This is a genomic window from Fibrobacter sp. UWB15 (assembly GCF_900177705.1).
Lineage (GTDB): Bacteria > Fibrobacterota > Fibrobacteria > Fibrobacterales > Fibrobacteraceae > Fibrobacter.
This window is the reverse complement of sequence record NZ_FXBA01000003.1, coordinates 252143-269613: the sequence shown is the minus strand read 5'-3', so window position 1 is coordinate 269613 and position 17471 is coordinate 252143. Positions and strand designations below refer to the sequence as shown.

Below are 17471 nucleotides of genomic sequence, written 5' to 3'. Positions count from 1 at the left end.
TGGGATTGATTATGAAAAAAATTGCCAAATTCCTTCTTGCTGCAGCGGTGTTCACGGGGGTTGCCGTAAGTGATTCCACCAGTTTCGCAATTTACGTGGTTGGCGATTCTACAGTTTGTACGTACAAGGATAACGCTTATCCGCAAACGGGTTGGGGTCAGGTACTTGGTTATTTCTTTGACGCATCTCGCGTGAAGGTGAATAACTATGCCATCGGTGGCCGCAGTTCTAGAACCTTTATTGAAGAAGGCCGTTTGGACGAAGTCAAGGGCAAGCTCCAGAAGGGTGATTACCTGTTCGTGCAGTTTGGCCATAACGACCGCGACTACAGCAAGGCGGCCCGCTATGTGGAACCCTCCCAGTTTTCGGGCTATATCCAGAAATATGTGGATGCTGCCAAGGCGAAGGGGGCTAATGCCATTTTGATTTCGCCGATGAACTTGAACGGTAGCCGCAACGTGTTCTCTACCGGCGACAAAAATTACGATGCCCGCGGCATGATGCAGACGGTGGCGAAGAACAACAAGGTCCCGTTTGTGGATTTGAACATGAAGTCGTACAATACCTACAATACGACTTACAAGAACATGCCGGATTACGTGACACGTTATCTGTACAAGAAACTGGAGAAGGGCGAATATCCGAATTACCCGGATGGCGTGAACGATGGAACGACACATTTCCAGGAGATGGGCTCGATGGGCCATGCCCAGATGATTTGCGAAGAACTTGAAGAAAATCTCAAGAGCAATTCGAATCTTTCTGCCGACGCAAAGGCGGCGCTCACCACGCTTGTTTCTACTATCAAGAAACGTTACACCATCAAGGTGCAGACTAACCTTTCGAATTACAACGGTCTCATCACGCAGACGCAGTATTTCCCGGCGGGTTCCCCGATGACGCTCCGCGTGACTCCGAACGGTCAGACCTTCGAAAAGTGGGTGGACGACGACTGTAACGAAATCTCGAAGAACATGATTTATTACGGTTTCAAGACCAAGGCCCGCAATATCACTTATACGGCGATGTTCAAGGGCGGTTCCGAATGCAAGAAAATTGCTCACGATAGCGAAGAATCCGGCAACGAAAATCCCACGTCCTCTAGCTCCGAGGGGCCGGAATCTTCGAGTTCCATTGATCCGAAACTTTGCTTCGAAGGTACAGCCGACGCGGCATGGCCTTCTCCGATCGATATGGCAAGTCCCGAAATTGCAGATGGCTTGACTGAAACGAACCACGAAGGTTATACGGGCCAGGGCTTCTTCAATATTGAAAACAGCGCCTACAGCACTGCTACTTACAAGTTGACGTCCGACCAGTCTGCATCGAATGCCCGCGTCATGATTCGCTATTCGTTCCAGGGGAATACCAATCGCGACATGAAAATCACGATTGACAACGGAACGTATGATGTGGCATTCCCCTCGACAGGTAGCTGGGACAAGTGGGATACCGCCTACATCGAAGACGTCTGGGTAGACGCTCTCGATTTCAAGATGAAGATTGCTTCGACGACAAGTGATGGCGGCCCGAATATCGACATGATTGCCTTCGACATGAAGGGCGTGTACCGCACCGGTTGCAAACCCGCAAAGGTTGAAAACGATATTGAATCGTCTTCGAGCGGCACGACGATAGTCAGTGTACGTCCGGCTTTGGGCTTACGTTTTGATGCCCATAACAAGACGATTACGACTCCGGGAGGCCTGATGGATGTCCAGCTGATGGATGCCATGGGCAAAACCTTAAAGCGAGAAGTCCGAAATGTTCCGGCGGGTGCGGTTCCCATGCTGTCAAACGACGTTAAACTCTCTAAAGGTCACTATTTCGTACAGGTTCGCCTGAACGGAAAGCAGTCACTTTTTGTATATTATCCATAAAAACCGTGGTATACGCGAAAAAGGAGTCTTTATGAATTTCTTTAAGTTTGCAGTTTCTTCTTGTGCATTCCTCGCCGCTGTAGCATTTACTGCTTGCGACGATTCTTCGTCTGCCTCTAGTGACGAAAAGACTTCGTCCAGCTCTGAAAAGACCACAAATAGTTCCGATTCCAAGACTCCTGCTTCTGAAAGCAGTTCTTACGATTGCTCTGTCAAGGACGGTGTGAAGGTGGTTTACCCCAAGGGTGGCGAAAGCTTCAAGATGGGCGACAAGATTAAGGTGGTTTATGGCTCCGACGTGAAGGGTTCTGGCTACCGTTTCGTGTTTAAGACCTCTGAAGAAGATGCTGGTCTCGACATGCTCGAAGAATCTGCCGGTCCTGAAAGCCCGGACGGAAAGACTTGTTACGAACAGGAAGTCGTTTTGTCTGACGACTTTGCCGAAGCTTCCGAAACGGCAATCATTCGCGTGATTCCTTACGAAAAGACAGCCAAGGCTGCAAATTCTGGCACCTTCAAGGTGACTGAATAGTCTTGAACGCCTCGTTAAAATTTGATGATAATTCGATCACCGTAGCCGTTGTGGGTTGCGGTGGTTTTATTGGTAGTCACTTGCTGCAGGCAATTTTTGAACGCACCCGTTGGCGTGTTTTTGGTGTTGATTTGGAATCTTATCGCATCCAGGAACATTTGGCGAATCCGCGTTTTGAATTCCTGTGTGCAGACCTTGCCGATTCGGCGGTGGTCGAGCGGATTGCGCAGTACCCTGTGGTGGTGAACTTGGCGGCGATTTGCACGCCTGGACGCTATATGGCCGAAGCGTCCGAAGTCATTCGCAGTAATTACGACCATCCGCGGGCACTTGCAGATGCTTGCGCCAAGAGCGGCAGTTGGTTGATTCATTTTTCGACGTCTGAAATTTACGGCAAGACGGCCGCTGATTCGGGGGTGCTTCTCGAAGACGAGTCCGAAATTGTGCTGGGGCCTGTTACGGCTAGCCGCTGGAGCTATGCGACGGCAAAACTCTTGACGGAACGCTATATGGCGGGACTTGCCGACTTGAATTGGACTGTGGTTCGCCCCTTCAATTTCGTTGGCCCCTTTATGGACTTTATGCCGGGTGTCGACGGCGACGGTATTCCGCGCGTGCTTGCGAATTTTTCAACAGCGCTTGTCCGTGGCGAAACCTTTAAGCTTGTGAATGGCGGTTTGGCCAAACGCTGTTTTACTTCGGTGCACGATGCCATCGATTTTATTTTCTGCTTGTTTGCCCATGCAGATGCTGGTGTTGGCCAGGCATTTAATGTCGGTAATGCGGATAACGAAGTGTCCATTGCTGAATTAGCCTGCCTGATGCGATCAATTTTTGCGTCGATTAAGGATGTGCCTGAAAGCGATGTCCCCGGTGTCGAAGTTGTTTCTGGCGAAGATTATTACGGCAAGGGCTACGACGATTCCTTGCGCCGGCTACCATCGGTGGCAAAGGCCGAAAGCCTGTTGGGCTTCAAGGCGAAAATCCCGCTCCAAGCAGCCCTCAAAGAATCCCTGAGCTGGTTTGTTGGACACTATGCCCTCTGATTATTTCGTTTTTGTTCCCGCTTATAATGTCGCAAAAACCCTCGCTTCGGTGTTGCAAAAAATCCCCGAAAGCGTGTGGATGCGGTCTATTGTCCTTGTGATTGATGATGGTTCTGCCGATGACACTCGCGGAGCCTTTGAATCATTTGTCGATAGCCTGAATAGTGATTCGGCCGCTATTGAAAAGAAAAGTCGTCTGCGCTACATGCGCTTTGAACATAACAGGGGCTATGGCTCGGTTGTCAAGAAGGGAATTGCCGAAGGGCTTAAATCGGGGGCGTCGTCGATTGCCTGCTTGCATGGCGATGGACAGTATCCGGCTGAAAAACTGCAGGAATTTTTTGATTACTTGCAGACTCGTGAAGCGGCCTTGGTGCAAGGCTCTCGCCATTTGACTCGCGGTGGAGCGAAAGCTGGAAATATGCCCTTGTACAAGCGCATGGGTGGAAAGTTCTTGACCACGATTGAGAATCGCGCTTTCAAGCAGAAACTCACGGATCGTCACAGCGGTTTTATTGTCTATTCTGCTAAATTCTTGAAAAATATCCATCTTGAAAAGTTGAGCCCTTCTTTTGATATCGATTTGGAACTTATTTCCATTGCCGATGCTCGCGGCTTGAAACTGGCGGAACTTCCGATTCCGACGCGTTATGCCGATGAAAAATCGAACTTGAATGTGGTTACGTATGGCTTGAGAGTTTTAAGGCAAGTATTGCGCCGCCTCGGTGTTTAATTCCATATTTATATATTTAAAACATGATGCATATCGGTTGTCATTTATCTTCTTCGGCGGGCTTTTGGGCCATGGGGCAGACGGCGCTTTCGATTGGCGCTGATACTTTTCAGTTTTTTACGCGGAATCCTCGCGGCGGGTCGGCAAAGCCCTTTGACGCGGCCGATGCAAATGCGCTTGTCAAGTTGCTGATTGACAACCATTTTGCTCCGATTCTGGCGCATGCTCCTTATACGCTGAATGCTTGCGCAGCTGACGAAGGCTTGCGGCAGTATGCGGTTGACGTGATGATCGATGACATCTGGCGTATGGATCACTTTCCGAGGGCGATGTACAATTTTCACCCTGGAAGCCATGTGAAGCAAGGTGTCGAAGTGGGCGTGGACTTGATTTCTCGCGCGCTGAACCAGATTTTAAAGCCGGAACAAAAGACGCTTGTGCTGCTTGAAACGATGGCGGGCAAGGGCTCCGAGGTGGGCCGTACTTTTGAGGAACTGCGTGCCATTATTGACCGTGTAGAGCTGGACGATAAACTGGGAGTTTGCCTGGATACTTGCCATGTGTTCGATGGCGGTTATGATATTATTGACGACTTGGACGGCGTCCTTGAACAATTTGACAAGGTGATTGGCTTAAAACGTTTGAAAGCGATTCACCTGAACGACAGCAAGAACCCCATGGGTAGCCACAAGGACCGTCATGAGGTTTTAGGGGCGGGGTATATCGGCTTGGATGCGCTGACGCGGGTGGTGAACCATGCGGCGCTAAAAAATTTGCCGTTTTACCTGGAAACGCCGAACGAATTGCCCGGCTACGCAAAAGAAATTGCCTTGATGCGCGAAAGGGCGAAGTAAATAGCCTTAGGCCACACGGATTTGGAATCACTAACGTGATTCCTTTTTTATTATATATTTAGAATATGGTAAAAGAGCTGATAGATTCTTTAAATGGGGTTCTGCTGGGTAAATCGGACACGGTGGAACTTTTGGTGATGGCGCTATTGGCCGATGGCCATGTGCTGGTGGAAGATGTTCCCGGCACGGGCAAGACGACGCTTTCGAAGGCGCTTGCCGCGGCGATTGGCGCGGACTTTGCGCGAATCCAGTTTACGCCGGATTTGTTGCCTGCCGATGTGACTGGTGGTGCAGTATTCAAGGCGAATACGGGTGAATTTGAAATCAAGAAGGGTCCTGTGTTTACGCAGGTGCTTTTGGCCGACGAAATCAACCGAGCCTCGCCGCGTACGCAGAGTGCGCTCTTGGAAGCGATGGAAGAGCGCCAGGTGTCGCTGGAAGGCGAACGGTACAAGTTGCCGGAACTTTTTATGGTGCTTGCGACAGAGAACCCGGTGGAATTCCACGGTGTGTTCCCGCTGCCCGAAGCGCAGATGGACCGCTTTATGGTGCGTATTTCTGTAGGCTATCCGACCGCAGAAACGGAACTTGAAATTTTGCGGGCGCATCGTACAAGTCGCCCGATAGATACTTTGAAGGCGGTGACGAGTCCCGAAGAAATTTTGAAGGCTCGTGCCACGGTGCGCGGTATTCATATTGATGAATCTCTGGAGCGCTATGTGATTTCACTGGTGCAGGCGACGCGTAACGACGGCGGCGTGCGTCTGGCGGCTAGCCCGCGTGCCGGATTGAATCTGGTGCGTATGGCGCAGGCGTGTGCGTATGTGAATGACCGCGACTTTGTGAATCCCGATGACATTCAGCGCGTGTTTTTCCCGGTGATGGAGCACCGCGTGTTCGCCAAGGACAGTGGCGACCCTGACGCCAGCAAGAAGATTTTGCAGGGAATTCTGAAACAGGTTGCGGTGCCGAAATGAAAAGAGTAGACAGTAGGAAGTAGACGGTAGACAGTATGCCGTAACTATTTCCTACTTCCTACTTCCTACTTCCTACAATGTCTTTCTTCCACTGGTTTATTCGTTCTATTCCGCGGGCCCCGAAAAAATCGGGGATTTTGATGGCTGTTTACTTTTGGTGGCTAGATTACTTTACTCCGGCAGGTCGCGCCTTTGCCTCGCTTTTTTTGCTCGCGATGTTTGCAGGCGCAGTGCCTGGATTCTGGGCGGCGTGGATTTTTGCAGGGATTGATTTTCTGCTGTTTTTGGGACTTGTCTTTAGCCTGTTCGTGACAGCGAAACGGAGCAAGATTTGGGTTGAAAGCGTTTCGGTGAATCGCGTGCGCGAAGGCGAAACGGCTACGGTAACGGCTTTTGTGGCGGTGCGCTCGACGATTGATTGTGTGACTTTGGGAGCGAACCGTTTGCCGCCCTCGCTTACAGGTTTTGAATCGGACCGCGCAAAGATTAAGAAGGGCGAGCCGTCGCGCAAGATGGAATGCCATGTGCGTACGACGCGCCGCGGCTCCTTTATGCTGAATAAGGTCTCGGCGAATGTGCCCGAAATCATGGGACTTTTGCGCTGGCCTTATGGCTTTAACGGCTCGGTGGAATTGCTGGTGTACCCGCGTGCGCTCAAGGTGCAAGAATTCCCGTTCCTCACTCAAGGCGCTTCGGGCATGGCGTTTGCGCCGTTTTTGATGCCGAGTCTTACCCGCGGCATGAATTTTATAGGCGTGCGGCCTTATCGCGAAGGCGATTCCCTGCGGGATTTGCACCATAAGGCTTTTGCCCGCTACGGAAAGCCTTTCACGAAAGAATTCGAGGTGGAACGCGGCGCGGGCGTGATTCTGCTGTTGGATACGGCGACACCGAATTTCAAGTCGCGGCAATACTTGGAGCAGGCGATTCGCATGACGGCGGCGGTGGGCGAGTGGCTTTTGGATCGCGAAATTCTCGGGCGATTCTTTATTGACAGCGAAGAAATTGCGCTGGATGGCGGTAGCGAAAGCCGCAAGAATTTGCTGGATGCCTTGGTGAGAATTCCGCCTGCATCGCTTGCGCATGCAAAACTGCCGGTACCTTGGGCACCTGCGGCGCGCCCGATGGACCCGGTGCTTCGCATAGGACTTTACGAAAACGAAGAACCGCTTGTAAACAAGCATATCGTGGTCGGAACGCAGTCTGCTTCGACGGATGATAAATTGCTGGTGGTATCGCCAGAAGATTTGGACAGCGAGAGGGTTACGCTATGATGTCAAGCGAAAAAGTAGACATCCGCTACGCCTTCAAGGTGCTATTCCTTTGCCTTGCCTCGGTGAATCTGGGGCATACGTTTGACTTCTTGTGGCTTGGACTTTTATTTGCCATCTACTTTGTGGTTGTCGGTGTGCTGAATGCGACGCGCCGCCGCGAATTTGCGAAGCGCCCGCGTTACAACAAGATTTTGGCTTACGGCGCGATTGTACCGCTAGCGCTTTTCTGGGTGATGACTCCGTCCGTTGAAAACGGCGTGTCGCCTTATCTGATTTTCTTGCCGGGAATTTACTTGCTGTATTTGGCGGCGTTGCAGGAACGGAGCCGCGGAAATGGCGGCTTTGAGGTTTTTGTCGCCTTCGATGGCGTGGGCGCGTTACTCTTTGGAATGTACATGGTGCCGCACGGCTGGGGCTTTGTGGGCCTTGTAGGATTCTTGCTTGCGCTCTGTGCTTATAGCCGCCGCGGTACAGCGCCTTACAAGTACGGGCTCTTTTTGCTCGTGATAGCGGCCCTTGGCGCCATCTCCTACGGTGGTTGGCAATACTGGAAAACGCAGCGTTACCGCTACGGCGCGCAGATGGCCGAAAACTATTACCAGCGCGAACGCATGATGGGTTTTGATCCGGTCGCGGCATTGGGTAGCTTTGGGAGCAATTATAGTTCTCGCTACAATAGCCAGGTGGTATTGCGCGTGTGGGATAAACAGCCGTCGCGTTACTTTAAGGCGGCCAGCTACGAAAAGTACGTGGCGGGCATTTGGAAGTTGCCGACAAAATTTGCGAAGAGGCTTTATCCTGCCTACTATCAGGTGGACTATGCGGTATTTGAAACCGCGGATTCGCTGACGAAGGCCGATTCCCTGCGCGAGGTGGAACAGATTTGGGTGCAGTCGACGCTCAATAATTTTGGATTTGTGTTTGCGCCGTACGGTGTCGTGGGTTTTGCGGCGAAAGATGTAGATTCTTTGACCTATTATGCCGGCGGCATGGTGCAGGGGTTGGACGGAAACGGAAAACGTTCTGACTGGCATTATTTCAAGTGCAAGCCGGTTTCGGTGGAAACATCGCCGGAGGCATGCTCGTTGCCGGATTCTCTGATGGCTCCGAGTGAAGGCGATTTGCTGGTGGGCGAGCGGTACTTGCCGCTGATTGATACCGTGATTGCGGCGATGGGATTGCGCGACTCTGCGGCGGTGGATTCTGCTGTTGCGGATTCTCTGGTGTTGCAGAAAATGTTGGCATATTACCTCGCAAATTTCACCTACTCGCTTTCGGTGCCGGGAATGACGCGCTGGAATGGAGCGAAGAATGAACCGTTGGCTGTTTTCTGGCGTGAAAAGCAGGGCTTCTGCGAATACTATGCGACGCTTTCGGCGCTGGTGCTTCGACGCCTGGGAATTCCCTCGCGGTATGTGACGGGCTTTGCAAATCCCGAGGTGGTCGAGGGGCTGCCTTATAGCATTTTCCGCCGCAAGCATTCGCATGCATGGGTCGAAGCGTATGTGGATAATCGTTGGGTAATCTTCGACCCGACGCCTCCCATTTTGCCGCAGTTTGCGGAATCGCCCAGCTGGTGGAGCGTCAAATGGGAGGGCGTGCGCGGGCGTCTTGCCCGCGTGATGCATGCCCTCAAGGAAGGCGAATGGCGTCGCGTCGTCGATAGCTGGCAGAATCAATCGACCGCTCTCTTGGAAAGTCCGATTCTGTATGCGGTTTTGGTGATTCTTGTTGTGGGCTTTGCTGGCCGCAAGATTTACATTGCGTATAAATTAAATTCAAAGAATCACGCCTTTGTTTCGGCGCGGTCTCTGGAATGGACGAAAAAACTTGACCGCGCTGAGCGGGATTTGACCCGCGTGGGACTTCGCCGTGAAGCCGGCGAAACTGTCGGCAAATTTGCAGAACGCTGCCGGATTGCGCTTTCACGCCTCGCCGAGAACCAAACCAATCTCAAAAAAATCCAGAAGGCGCGTCAGGCCTTGCACACCCTCGATGAGTACGAGGAACAGCGCTGGAAACATTAATTACTGTCTACTGTCTACTTCCTACTTCCTACTGTTTTTCTATCTTTCCTCCCAAAAACTAGGAGTTATTATGTCTGTACAAGTGATGGTAAATGGTATTCCGGGCAACATGGGTCGCATTGTGGCCGAAACCTGCGTGGCCCGCGGCCTCGAACTCGTCCCGTATTCTTTGACGGGTGAAATTATCGTTGAAAACGAAGCCGAAGTCGCCGGCAAGACCATCCAGCTTTTGAAGCCGAGCAATCGTGAAGCTCGCATCGCAGAAGTTCTTGAAAAGTACCCGAACCTCATTTGCATCGATTACACGCACCCGACGGCCGTGAACGACAACGCCGCTTTCTATGTAAAGCACAAGATTCCGTTCGTGATGGGCACCACCGGTGGCGACCGCGAAGCGCTTGCCAAGCTCGTTGCCGATGCCAATCACCCGAGCGTGATTGCCCCGAACATGGCAAAGCAGATTGTCGCTTTCCAGATGATGATCGAATTCCTGGCCAAGGAATTCCCGACGGCATTCAACGGCTACAAACTTTCCGTGGTAGAAAGCCACCAGAAGACCAAGGCCGATACGAGCGGTACCGCGAAGGCCGTGGTGGGCGACTTCCAGAAGATGGGCTTTGATTTCACCGTCGACGATATTGAAAAGGTCCGCGACGAGAAGGAACAGATGGAACGTATGCACGTACCCGAAGAATACCTCGGCGGTCACGCCTTCCACACCTACAGCCTCGACAGCGCCGATGGTACGGTTCACTTTGAATTCCAGCACAATGTGTGCGGCCGCAAGATTTACGCCGAAGGCACAGTAGACGCCGTGAACTTCCTCGCATGCCACATTGCAAACGGAACGGCCAAACCCTTCAACATGATGGACGTGCTCCGCTCTGGCAAGATGCGTTAAAAAGTAGACAGTAGACGGTAGGAAGTAGACAGTTACTTCCTACTTCCTACTTCCTACTTCCTACTACACCATGCGTTCCTATATCCTCCGCCGCTTACTTTTGATGATTCCGACTTTAATCGGGATTTCATTGGTATGCTTTATTCTTATCCAGCTGCTGCCAGGCGGCCCGGTGGAGGAAATGATTTCACGAGCGCAGCAGGCCGCTGCGATGAAGGGCGGGGTAGATGCCTCCAAGGCGCTCTCGCCCGACCAGATTGCGCAAATCCAGGCGTACTTCGGTTTTGATCAACCCGCCTGGAAGCGTTACCTGACTTGGCTCTGGAACGTTCTGCACCTGGACTTGGGCTCCAGTTACACCTACGGGCTCCCCGTGTGGGATGTGATTACGAGCCGTTTCCCGATTTCGCTGTTCTTTGGAATCACCTCGTTCTTCCTGAGTTACCTTGTCTGTATTCCGCTAGGCCTTTGGAAGGCGGTTCATCACGGGAGCAAACTCGATTCGCTTTCTTCGGGTGTGATTTTCTCGGGCTACGTGATGCCGGGCTACGCTCTCGGAATCCTCCTGATTATATTCCTCGCGGGCGGCTCGTACCTCGACATTTTCCCGCTAGGCGGCCTCACAAGCGATGACTTCGAAGACTTTACCTTCTTCGAAAAGATTGTGGATCTCGGGCACCATTTGATTTTGCCGATTTTCTGCTACATGATCAGCGAATTCGCGTTCCTGACTTTTTTGATGAAGAATTCGGCGCTCGAAGAACTGGGCAAGGACTATATGCGCACGGCGCTTGCGAAGGGCATGAGCTTTAACCAGGCGCTCGTTCGCCACGCGCTCCGTAACGCCCTGATTCCCATTGCGACTCGTCTTTCTGAAATCTGCACCTTGATGTTTGCGGGCGCGCTCCTTATCGAAAAGGTCTTCGATATCGACGGCATGGGTCTGCTTTATTACAACTCCATGGTCAACCGCGACTACAACGTGGTTATGGGCGTCATCTTCCTGAGCAGCTTGATGGCGATGATTGGCCGCTTGTTCAGCGATATCCTCTACACCCTCGTAGACCCGCGCATCAAATTCTCGTAGTTAGTCCTGTTTGTGGACCACCAACCACTGTCAACTTCCTACTTCCTATCGTCTACTTCCTACTAAATAACTATATTACAAACCATGAGTAACGAAATTGTTTCGCCTGTTATTGAAAAGTATTTGAAGTCCCGCGGCTATGCCGATTATGAACTCACCTCTATCGCCGGTGCCGGTTCGGGCCGTAAGTATTACCGAATTGCCTCGGGTAAGCAGAGCGCCGTTTTGCAGGTTTCTGCCTCGGTAGATGAAGATTTTAAGCGTTTTGTGGACTATGCCGAAGCTTTCGGTTCTTTCGGACTTCCGGTTCCTAAGATTTATTGCGTAGACGAAGCCTCTTGCTCCGTGCTTCAAGAAGACTTGGGTGCCCACAACTTGCTTGACAACATTGTTTCGCCGGGTTCCGAAAAGAAGACGGGCAACGTTCGCATTCTTTACCCCGAAGTCATTGATTCTTTGATCAAGTGGCAGAACATTTCCCGCTCGCTTTTCAGTTCTCGCTCTGACCTTTGGCTTCGTCGCTTCGACTTTGCCGCCCTCAAGTGGGAAACCGACTACTTTACCGAAAACTACTTGAAGAATTTCAAGGGCATTGCTGAAATCCCCGAATACGTGCGTCAGTTCTATTCCCTGATTGCGGTTTCTGTGGAAGCCCAGCACAAGGTGCTGATGCATCGCGATTTCCAGAGCCAGAACATCATGGTGAAGCCAAATTCCGAAATCGCCTTCGTAGATTTCCAGGGCGCACGCCGCGGAGCCATGTTCTATGACTTGGCTTCTCTCTTGTGGGACCCGTATGTAGAACTTTCGCTGACCGAAATCAAGGACTTCTTTGAATATTGGCGCGTTTCTTATCGCGAAACCAAGACCTACACCAAGGAAGACGCTTGGGAAGCCTTTATTCACGCTAGCTTGCAGCGCGTGATGCAGGCCATGGGCGCTTACTGCTTCTTGAGCAAGGTGAAGGGAATCCAGAAGTTTGAACAGTACATTGAACCGGGTAAGCGTCAGTTGCGTGTTGTCTTTGATGAATTCAAGAAGATTGCCAAGGCTACATCTCCGAAGACCTTCGACTTCATGGACAACGCACTGGTATAAATGCAGCCTATTTACGTAAAACATTATGCAGAACCCGAATCCTTCGCTAGGGCTTTGGGTTTTGCTTACGATGCCCTGGTGCATGGTCCGGTCAAGTTCGACCCCATGGCGACATGGAAGTCTTTGTCGGAACGCGTGTCTCAGGGAATCTACATGGGCGAGGGCCTCTTGTTGCCGCATACGCGTGTGCCTGGCCTCCCGCAGCCGCTGTTTGCTTTTGCTGTTTGCCCCAAGGGTTTTACCGACATCGCTGTAAAGCAAGGGCAAGTGCCGCAATACATTTGCTTGCTGCTTTCGCCGGCAGAGTCTGCCACATGCCATACACAGTTTATCGCAAATATTGCACGTAAACTGCTGAACCCGGAGTGGCGTGCAAAGGCGTTGGCGGCAACAACTCCCGAACAGCTGAATGCACTATTCGAGGAATAAAAAACTTTCTCTTAGTTAGTATTGGAAACTTCCGCCGACCATGGCGCGGAATCCTTCGTAATCACCGAAGTAACGGTCATAGCCCGCGCGGAATGTCATCCATTCCCACGGCTTGATTTCGATTTTACCGCCGACTTCCACGTAGTGCAAGGTGGTATTTTCGTTCAAGAATTTTTTGTCGGTGGCGCTTTCGGGTGTGTGCATGTCGGTGATGTTTCCGCCGAAGGCCGTGTCTTTTGCGACGGCGCTTGCATGCAGCGTTCCTTTGAACAAGGCGTCTTTCAAGAGCCCTCTTTCGACCTTGTAGAGCCCGCTGACTTCGCTGTAGATTTCGCGGCTGTTCGGACCGAGATCGGAGCCGAGGCTCTGGGAATAGCTGCGGTAAGTGTAGCCGCCGCCCTTGTGGTGCGTGTAGACCCACGGTTCTACGCGGGTGTATTCCAGGTACCAGTTCCAAAGCGTGCTGCCGAGTTTAAGGCTATCGCGGGCAATGCCGACCGAGGTTGCCCACTTGTTGCCCCACCAGCCGTCATCGAACATACTCGTAGGCGATTTCATGTCGTCCCACAAGAGTTCTCCGTAGAATTCCCAATGCGGTATCGTTTTAACGCTCAAATCGAACGCGAGTGAAATGTTGTCCTGGTCGCCCTGCAGGTGTTCCTGGAAAACGTAAGGAATGAATGGAATCACGTAAGCCCATTCGAATTCGCGGCCGGTGCTGTCGGCGTCTTCGTTCGGGTTCGGGAATTCCTCGGTGGTGCTTCCGTAGAGCGCCGTTTCAGAAAGGCCGAATGTAATGTTCTTGGGCAAGTTCAAATCCAAGCGGTGTACGTGCATGTACTTGCCGAAGTTCTTTTTCTCGAAAAGCTTCATGGCGTACTGCGAGTAAACGATTGGGCCCAATTCAAACTGGTAGCCGAAATAAGGTGTGGGGGCGGGTTCGAAAATGCGGCTCGTAGAATCTTGCCACGGGCGGTAATTGCTTTGTTCGCCGCGCAAAATCACGTGGTTTCTGCGGGCGGGTCCCATGCTCAAATAATCGAATCCAGCGAGCAGGCGAACGGCATCCAAGTCGTAGCTGGCGTTAGCTGCGAAAATATCCCAAGTGCGCTTGTTGTCGCTTTGCTTGTTATAGGGGATTCCTTCGCTCGGGTTGTAAAAGTTGTCGTAAATGTCTTTATTCGTGTGGTCCGTGCTTACCTTGACGCGGGCGTTGAACAAGAAACGCTCGGTAAAGTGTCCGTTCAAAAACAGGCGTACCGAAGCCGAATTGTCGTAATGCGTCGGGGCGTTCGTCAGGTTCGTAATCGCAAGGGAATCCACCAGCTGCGCACCAATACTCACCTCGTGGTGGCGTGCAGAATCAGCGAAAGTAATATGAGGATTAGCCCATGCAACAGAAATCGTTGCAAGGAATGCTAATGCGGTTGTTTTAAGAGAACTCTTCATAATCCTTACCATAAAGCGGCTTTCAGCAAAGCCATGTGGTGCACAAGGTACTTTCTTTTTTCGCTAGAACCGATGCGCGGAATAGCCGTCGCAATTCGTACAGAACTTCGCAAAATACGGAATCCCTTGGAAAGCAGAAGCCCTTTAATGCCGAAGTGCTTTTTGAATACGTATTGTTGTGCACGGTCGTGTTGCAAGGCGCGGCTCGTGTTGCTTTGGGCTGAACCCCCGCCCAAGTGCGTTAAAGTAATGTCATTTGCGATAAAGAACCGGGCGCCAATTTTGCGGGCGCGCAAAGCGAGGTCCGCATCTTCGTAATACATGAAAATTTTTTCGTCAAAGAAAGAGCCTTCGGTTGTTAAGGATTCGTAAAGTTCTTTCCCGAACATCCAGCATACGCCGCTGAGCCAATTCGTTTCCAAAAGGTTTTCTTGTGCCGTCTTGCTCGGTTTTCCTTGCAAAATTTCGGCGGCGCCTTCTTCGTTGCGGAGCGCGTTCGTGAAGAACTTTAGACTTCCGATTCCTTCGGGGCCAAGGCCCGCAAAATAATTCGGCTGATCACTGCCGTCTTTGTTCTTGGTGCTCGGCGCTATAACGGCGTAGGCATTTCCACTTTCGCGAGCGAATGCTTCTGCCTTTTCCCACGCTTTTTGCAAGCGGGGGAGCGTGTCTGCGTTCAATCGCGTATCGTTGTTCAGCAGGCAAATCGAATCGAACGATTCTCCGTCGCTTAGCAATCTCTTGATGGCTAAGTTGTTGGCGGCTCCGAATCCAAGATTCTTGTCGCTCGGGTAAACGTGAACCGTCGGAAATTCCTTGCGGATGTTTTTGACAGTGTCGTCGGAACTGGCGTTGTCGGCAATCGCGACTGCAAAATGCTCGCTGTCGGCGAGTTGCGCAGCCATGTCGTTTAAGCAGTTGCGGGTCATTTCCCAACCGTTAAAGGTCACAAGGATTATCGCGGTTCTCATGCGGCACCTCCGCGAGAACGGCCCAGTCGTTCAAAAATTTCCACTAACTGCTTCGCCGAATTTTTCCACTGGTATTTTTCGAGAATGGCTTTACGCTTGTCTTCTTTGTCGCTCAAGAAATCTTGCGGCCCGTTTAAAAAGGCTTCAATCGTTTGTGCAATCGATTCCGGACTGTTGGCGTCAAAATAAATTCCGCAATCTCCCGCGATTTCTTCCATCACGGAGCCCTTGGTGGTTAACACCGGCGTCTTGTAGTTCAGCGCTTCCAAGACGGGAAGCCCGAAACCCTCGTACACAGAAGGGAAGATGACTGCGGCACTGCTTGCGTATAAGTTCTGCAATTCACTATCGCTCACGAACCCTAAATGCTGAATGTTCTTTGCTACCGGCGAATTTTGCAACAGGCTGTTCTCGGAACTGTTTTTCCACCCCTTGGGGCCCGTCATGGTGAGCGTTACTTGAATCCCTTTTTTGTCCAAAATCTCAAGAGCCTTCACCAGGTTTGCGAAATTTTTTCGCGGTTCCAAGCTCCCGACAAAGAGCAATCCTTTTCTTTGTGGGTTCGCACACAGAGGCGTGACAGCGCAATTGATCCCACAAGGGACGACTGCGATCTTGCCGTGCGCGATGCTCGGATGAAAATGCAAAAGCTCGGCTTTAGTAAAATCAGAATTGACTGCGACAACGTCGGCTTCTAGAATCGATTTCTCGCCAATGTGGTTGTTAATCCAGCGGACCGATTTGCGCATGGTTTCAGGAAAGCGCTTGTATACGAAATCATGAACCGTCAGAACCTTCTTGCAGTCGGATTTGCCCAAGGGCAGCGTTTGCTCCGGTCCCCAGAAAACATCGATCTGGTATTGCTTGAACAGGCGCGGGAGCGTCAGTTGCTGCCAGAGAATGCCCGGAATTTTCTTTTGAAATGCGAATTTTCCGGAATAGGGGCAAAGTTTGAAATTCTTGTTTGTAATCGGGTAATCAATTGCGTGCGGCGAAAACAAGAAATATTCGTTTTCGTTGTCGATTTGCTGGAGTGCATTTAACAGGCTAATCAGGTAGCGACCGATGCCGCTATTGTTGTAACGCAAACACTTGATGTCGATTCCGATATGCATTAGCTTTTTTTCCAAATCTTGCGTGCAAGCGGCAGGCCGACAGCGGTAAACAGAATGCGCTTCAGGGTAACAGCGGCGGAATCTTTCAAGAATAGTTCTTTGCGGTGCTTGGCAATCCACAGCACTCGGAGGGGCAAAACGGCGCGTGAAAGCCGAGCCTTGGTAAGGCCTAAAAGCTTTTGGGCAAAGCGAATTTCTTTTTTAGTGAGCAAGAGTTTGCCCGCGTTATCAAGAATCGTTTGAATCCATTGAATCTGGGTTTCAAGCGTCTTGCTCATCGAAGGCGCTGCCACACCGCCTACGGCGTTGTTGCCATGAATACGGTATTGCACAACGGGCGTGTCGATGGCGGCAATTCCGCCTTGCCTGTCGGCAATCATCGCAATCCAGCGGTCATGAACAGTCACGCCCTCGGGAATCGGGAGAATCGTCTTCAGCAATGCGGCACGGAAAAGCGAAAGGCAACCTGTTACATTGTTGATGCCTGCAATCTGCTGCTCCATCGAAATTTTCTTTTCAATCTTCGAATAGCTGCGCCAAGAATCGGCCATGATTTTTCCGTCGGCATCAACCACTTGGGCATCACCGAAAACAAGAGCCTTGTCCAGGATTTCTTTTTCGAGTAATTCCAGCTTTTGCGGGAGCCAAATGTCGTCTTGGTCGGCAAGCGCTATCAAATCGCTGTCGCTTAATTGCGGCTGCGCGAGTTCCAATGCCTTCGAAAAGGCGGCGCGATGCCCGGAATTCTTTTCGAGAATCGTCACTTGCAGCGGCAAGCGGTTCTCATAGCTTTTTAAAATCGCGGGCGTATTGTCTTTTGAACCGTCATCGACGGCGACAATAAAGTCGGCAGGCCTAGTTTGCACCACAAGCGAATCGAGCATCTGTGCCAGATACTTTTCGCCATTGTAGGTCGCAAGGACTATGCCGATTTTCGCCATACCCTGAATATAGTAAATATCCCTGTTTTAATAGCTGTATTTAATCAATAATTGTGCTAAAGCCAACTAAGGAATGCGTAGCAGAGTCAAGATGACCTTGGAAATAGATAATATATCGTTTCGCATCAATAGGTTTGCATTGTAATGGTTTAAAAGG

At 51.2% G+C, this 17471-nt stretch carries 16 protein-coding genes; 12 read left to right on the top strand and 4 right to left on the bottom strand.

Going from position 1 to position 17471, the window contains the following annotated elements; all coding sequences use genetic code 11:
- Positions 1 to 11: 11 nt before the first annotated feature.
- From B9Y58_RS07385 to B9Y58_RS07330, 12 genes are all read left to right on the top strand, one after another.
- On the top strand, positions 12 to 1880 hold the full coding sequence (locus tag B9Y58_RS07385; RefSeq protein ID WP_083532226.1) for a GDSL-type esterase/lipase family protein: 1869 nt from the start codon (positions 12 to 14) through the stop codon (positions 1878 to 1880).
- Between the two features lie 31 nt (positions 1881 to 1911).
- A complete protein-coding gene (locus B9Y58_RS07380; RefSeq protein WP_085534889.1) occupies positions 1912 to 2412 on the top strand; it encodes a hypothetical protein in 501 nt (166 codons plus the stop codon).
- A 2-nt stretch (positions 2413 to 2414) separates the two neighbouring features.
- On the top strand, positions 2415 to 3458 hold the full coding sequence (locus tag B9Y58_RS07375) for an NAD-dependent epimerase/dehydratase family protein (protein ID WP_073054856.1): 1044 nt from the start codon (positions 2415 to 2417) through the stop codon (positions 3456 to 3458).
- Positions 3448 to 4191 (top strand): glycosyltransferase family 2 protein, encoded by a 744-nt coding sequence (locus tag B9Y58_RS07370; RefSeq protein WP_073054858.1) that lies wholly within the window; start codon positions 3448 to 3450, stop codon positions 4189 to 4191. The genes B9Y58_RS07375 and B9Y58_RS07370 overlap by 11 nt, the downstream gene beginning before the upstream one ends.
- A 23-nt stretch (positions 4192 to 4214) precedes the next feature.
- Positions 4215 to 5045, top strand: coding sequence for a deoxyribonuclease IV (locus tag B9Y58_RS07365; RefSeq protein WP_234989105.1), 831 nt, complete (start codon positions 4215 to 4217; stop codon positions 5043 to 5045).
- Between the two features lie 65 nt (positions 5046 to 5110).
- Positions 5111 to 6022, top strand: a complete 912-nt coding sequence (locus tag B9Y58_RS07360) for an AAA family ATPase (protein ID WP_085534888.1) — start codon at positions 5111 to 5113, stop codon at positions 6020 to 6022.
- Between the two features lie 140 nt (positions 6023 to 6162).
- Positions 6163 to 7296, top strand: coding sequence for a DUF58 domain-containing protein (locus tag B9Y58_RS07355; RefSeq protein ID WP_159450068.1), 1134 nt, complete (start codon positions 6163 to 6165; stop codon positions 7294 to 7296).
- Positions 7293 to 9323, top strand: coding sequence for a transglutaminase-like domain-containing protein (locus B9Y58_RS07350; RefSeq protein ID WP_234989104.1), 2031 nt, complete (start codon positions 7293 to 7295; stop codon positions 9321 to 9323). The genes B9Y58_RS07355 and B9Y58_RS07350 overlap by 4 nt, the downstream gene beginning before the upstream one ends.
- 70 nt (positions 9324 to 9393) lie before the next feature.
- Positions 9394 to 10224: a dihydrodipicolinate reductase gene (gene dapB / locus B9Y58_RS07345; protein WP_085534885.1), complete on the top strand. Its 831-nt coding sequence runs from the start codon at positions 9394 to 9396 to the stop codon at positions 10222 to 10224.
- A 70-nt stretch (positions 10225 to 10294) separates the two neighbouring features.
- Positions 10295 to 11311, top strand: coding sequence for an ABC transporter permease subunit (locus B9Y58_RS07340; RefSeq protein ID WP_072797323.1), 1017 nt, complete (start codon positions 10295 to 10297; stop codon positions 11309 to 11311).
- Between the two features lie 84 nt (positions 11312 to 11395).
- Positions 11396 to 12409, top strand: a complete 1014-nt coding sequence (locus tag B9Y58_RS07335) for an aminoglycoside phosphotransferase family protein (protein WP_073054874.1) — start codon at positions 11396 to 11398, stop codon at positions 12407 to 12409.
- Positions 12410 to 12838 (top strand): PTS sugar transporter subunit IIA, encoded by a 429-nt coding sequence (locus B9Y58_RS07330; protein ID WP_085534884.1) that lies wholly within the window; start codon positions 12410 to 12412, stop codon positions 12836 to 12838.
- A gap of 15 nt (positions 12839 to 12853) precedes the next feature.
- Here B9Y58_RS07330 and B9Y58_RS07325 read toward each other — a convergent pair whose 3' ends face one another.
- Genes B9Y58_RS07325 through B9Y58_RS07310 form a run of 4 tightly spaced genes read right to left on the bottom strand, consistent with a single transcriptional unit; the run spans position 12854 to position 17314 of the window.
- The gene (locus B9Y58_RS07325) at positions 12854 to 14287 is read right to left on the bottom strand and encodes a capsule assembly Wzi family protein (protein ID WP_073055193.1); all 1434 of its coding nucleotides are present in this window, start codon (positions 14285 to 14287) and stop codon (positions 12854 to 12856) included.
- A 5-nt stretch (positions 14288 to 14292) separates the two neighbouring features.
- Positions 14293 to 15258: a glycosyltransferase family 2 protein gene (locus B9Y58_RS07320; RefSeq protein WP_073054878.1), complete on the bottom strand. Its 966-nt coding sequence runs from the start codon at positions 15256 to 15258 to the stop codon at positions 14293 to 14295.
- Positions 15255 to 16373 carry a glycosyltransferase family 4 protein gene (locus B9Y58_RS07315; RefSeq protein ID WP_085534883.1) on the bottom strand — a complete coding sequence of 373 codons (1119 nt, stop codon included), beginning with the start codon at positions 16371 to 16373 and terminating at the stop codon, positions 15255 to 15257. The genes B9Y58_RS07320 and B9Y58_RS07315 overlap by 4 nt, the downstream gene beginning before the upstream one ends.
- A complete protein-coding gene (locus tag B9Y58_RS07310) occupies positions 16373 to 17314 on the bottom strand; it encodes a glycosyltransferase (protein WP_085534882.1) in 942 nt (313 codons plus the stop codon). The genes B9Y58_RS07315 and B9Y58_RS07310 overlap by 1 nt, the downstream gene beginning before the upstream one ends.
- Positions 17315 to 17471 lie beyond the last annotated feature (157 nt).

Excerpts from the sequence above, each read along its gene's own strand:
- B9Y58_RS07350 (WP_234989104.1), top strand. The coding sequence starts at position 7,293 with ATGATGTCAAGCGAAAAAGTAGACATCCGCTACGCCTTCAAGGTGCTA.
- B9Y58_RS07330 (WP_085534884.1), top strand. The coding sequence starts at position 12,410 with ATGCAGCCTATTTACGTAAAACATTATGCAGAACCCGAATCCTTCGCT.
- B9Y58_RS07360 (WP_085534888.1), top strand. The coding sequence starts at position 5,111 with ATGGTAAAAGAGCTGATAGATTCTTTAAATGGGGTTCTGCTGGGTAAA.
- B9Y58_RS07365 (WP_234989105.1), top strand. The coding sequence starts at position 4,215 with ATGATGCATATCGGTTGTCATTTATCTTCTTCGGCGGGCTTTTGGGCC.
- B9Y58_RS07385 (WP_083532226.1), top strand. The coding sequence starts at position 12 with ATGAAAAAAATTGCCAAATTCCTTCTTGCTGCAGCGGTGTTCACGGGG.
- B9Y58_RS07320 (WP_073054878.1), bottom strand. The coding sequence starts at position 15,258 with ATGAGAACCGCGATAATCCTTGTGACCTTTAACGGTTGGGAAATGACC.
- B9Y58_RS07355 (WP_159450068.1), top strand. The coding sequence starts at position 6,163 with ATGGCTGTTTACTTTTGGTGGCTAGATTACTTTACTCCGGCAGGTCGC.
- B9Y58_RS07335 (WP_073054874.1), top strand. The coding sequence starts at position 11,396 with ATGAGTAACGAAATTGTTTCGCCTGTTATTGAAAAGTATTTGAAGTCC.
- B9Y58_RS07370 (WP_073054858.1), top strand. The coding sequence starts at position 3,448 with ATGCCCTCTGATTATTTCGTTTTTGTTCCCGCTTATAATGTCGCAAAA.
- B9Y58_RS07340 (WP_072797323.1), top strand. The coding sequence starts at position 10,295 with ATGCGTTCCTATATCCTCCGCCGCTTACTTTTGATGATTCCGACTTTA.
- B9Y58_RS07325 (WP_073055193.1), bottom strand. The coding sequence starts at position 14,287 with ATGAAGAGTTCTCTTAAAACAACCGCATTAGCATTCCTTGCAACGATT.
- B9Y58_RS07310 (WP_085534882.1), bottom strand. The coding sequence starts at position 17,314 with ATGGCGAAAATCGGCATAGTCCTTGCGACCTACAATGGCGAAAAGTAT.
- dapB (WP_085534885.1), top strand. The coding sequence starts at position 9,394 with ATGTCTGTACAAGTGATGGTAAATGGTATTCCGGGCAACATGGGTCGC.
- B9Y58_RS07315 (WP_085534883.1), bottom strand. The coding sequence starts at position 16,373 with ATGCATATCGGAATCGACATCAAGTGTTTGCGTTACAACAATAGCGGC.
- B9Y58_RS07380 (WP_085534889.1), top strand. The coding sequence starts at position 1,912 with ATGAATTTCTTTAAGTTTGCAGTTTCTTCTTGTGCATTCCTCGCCGCT.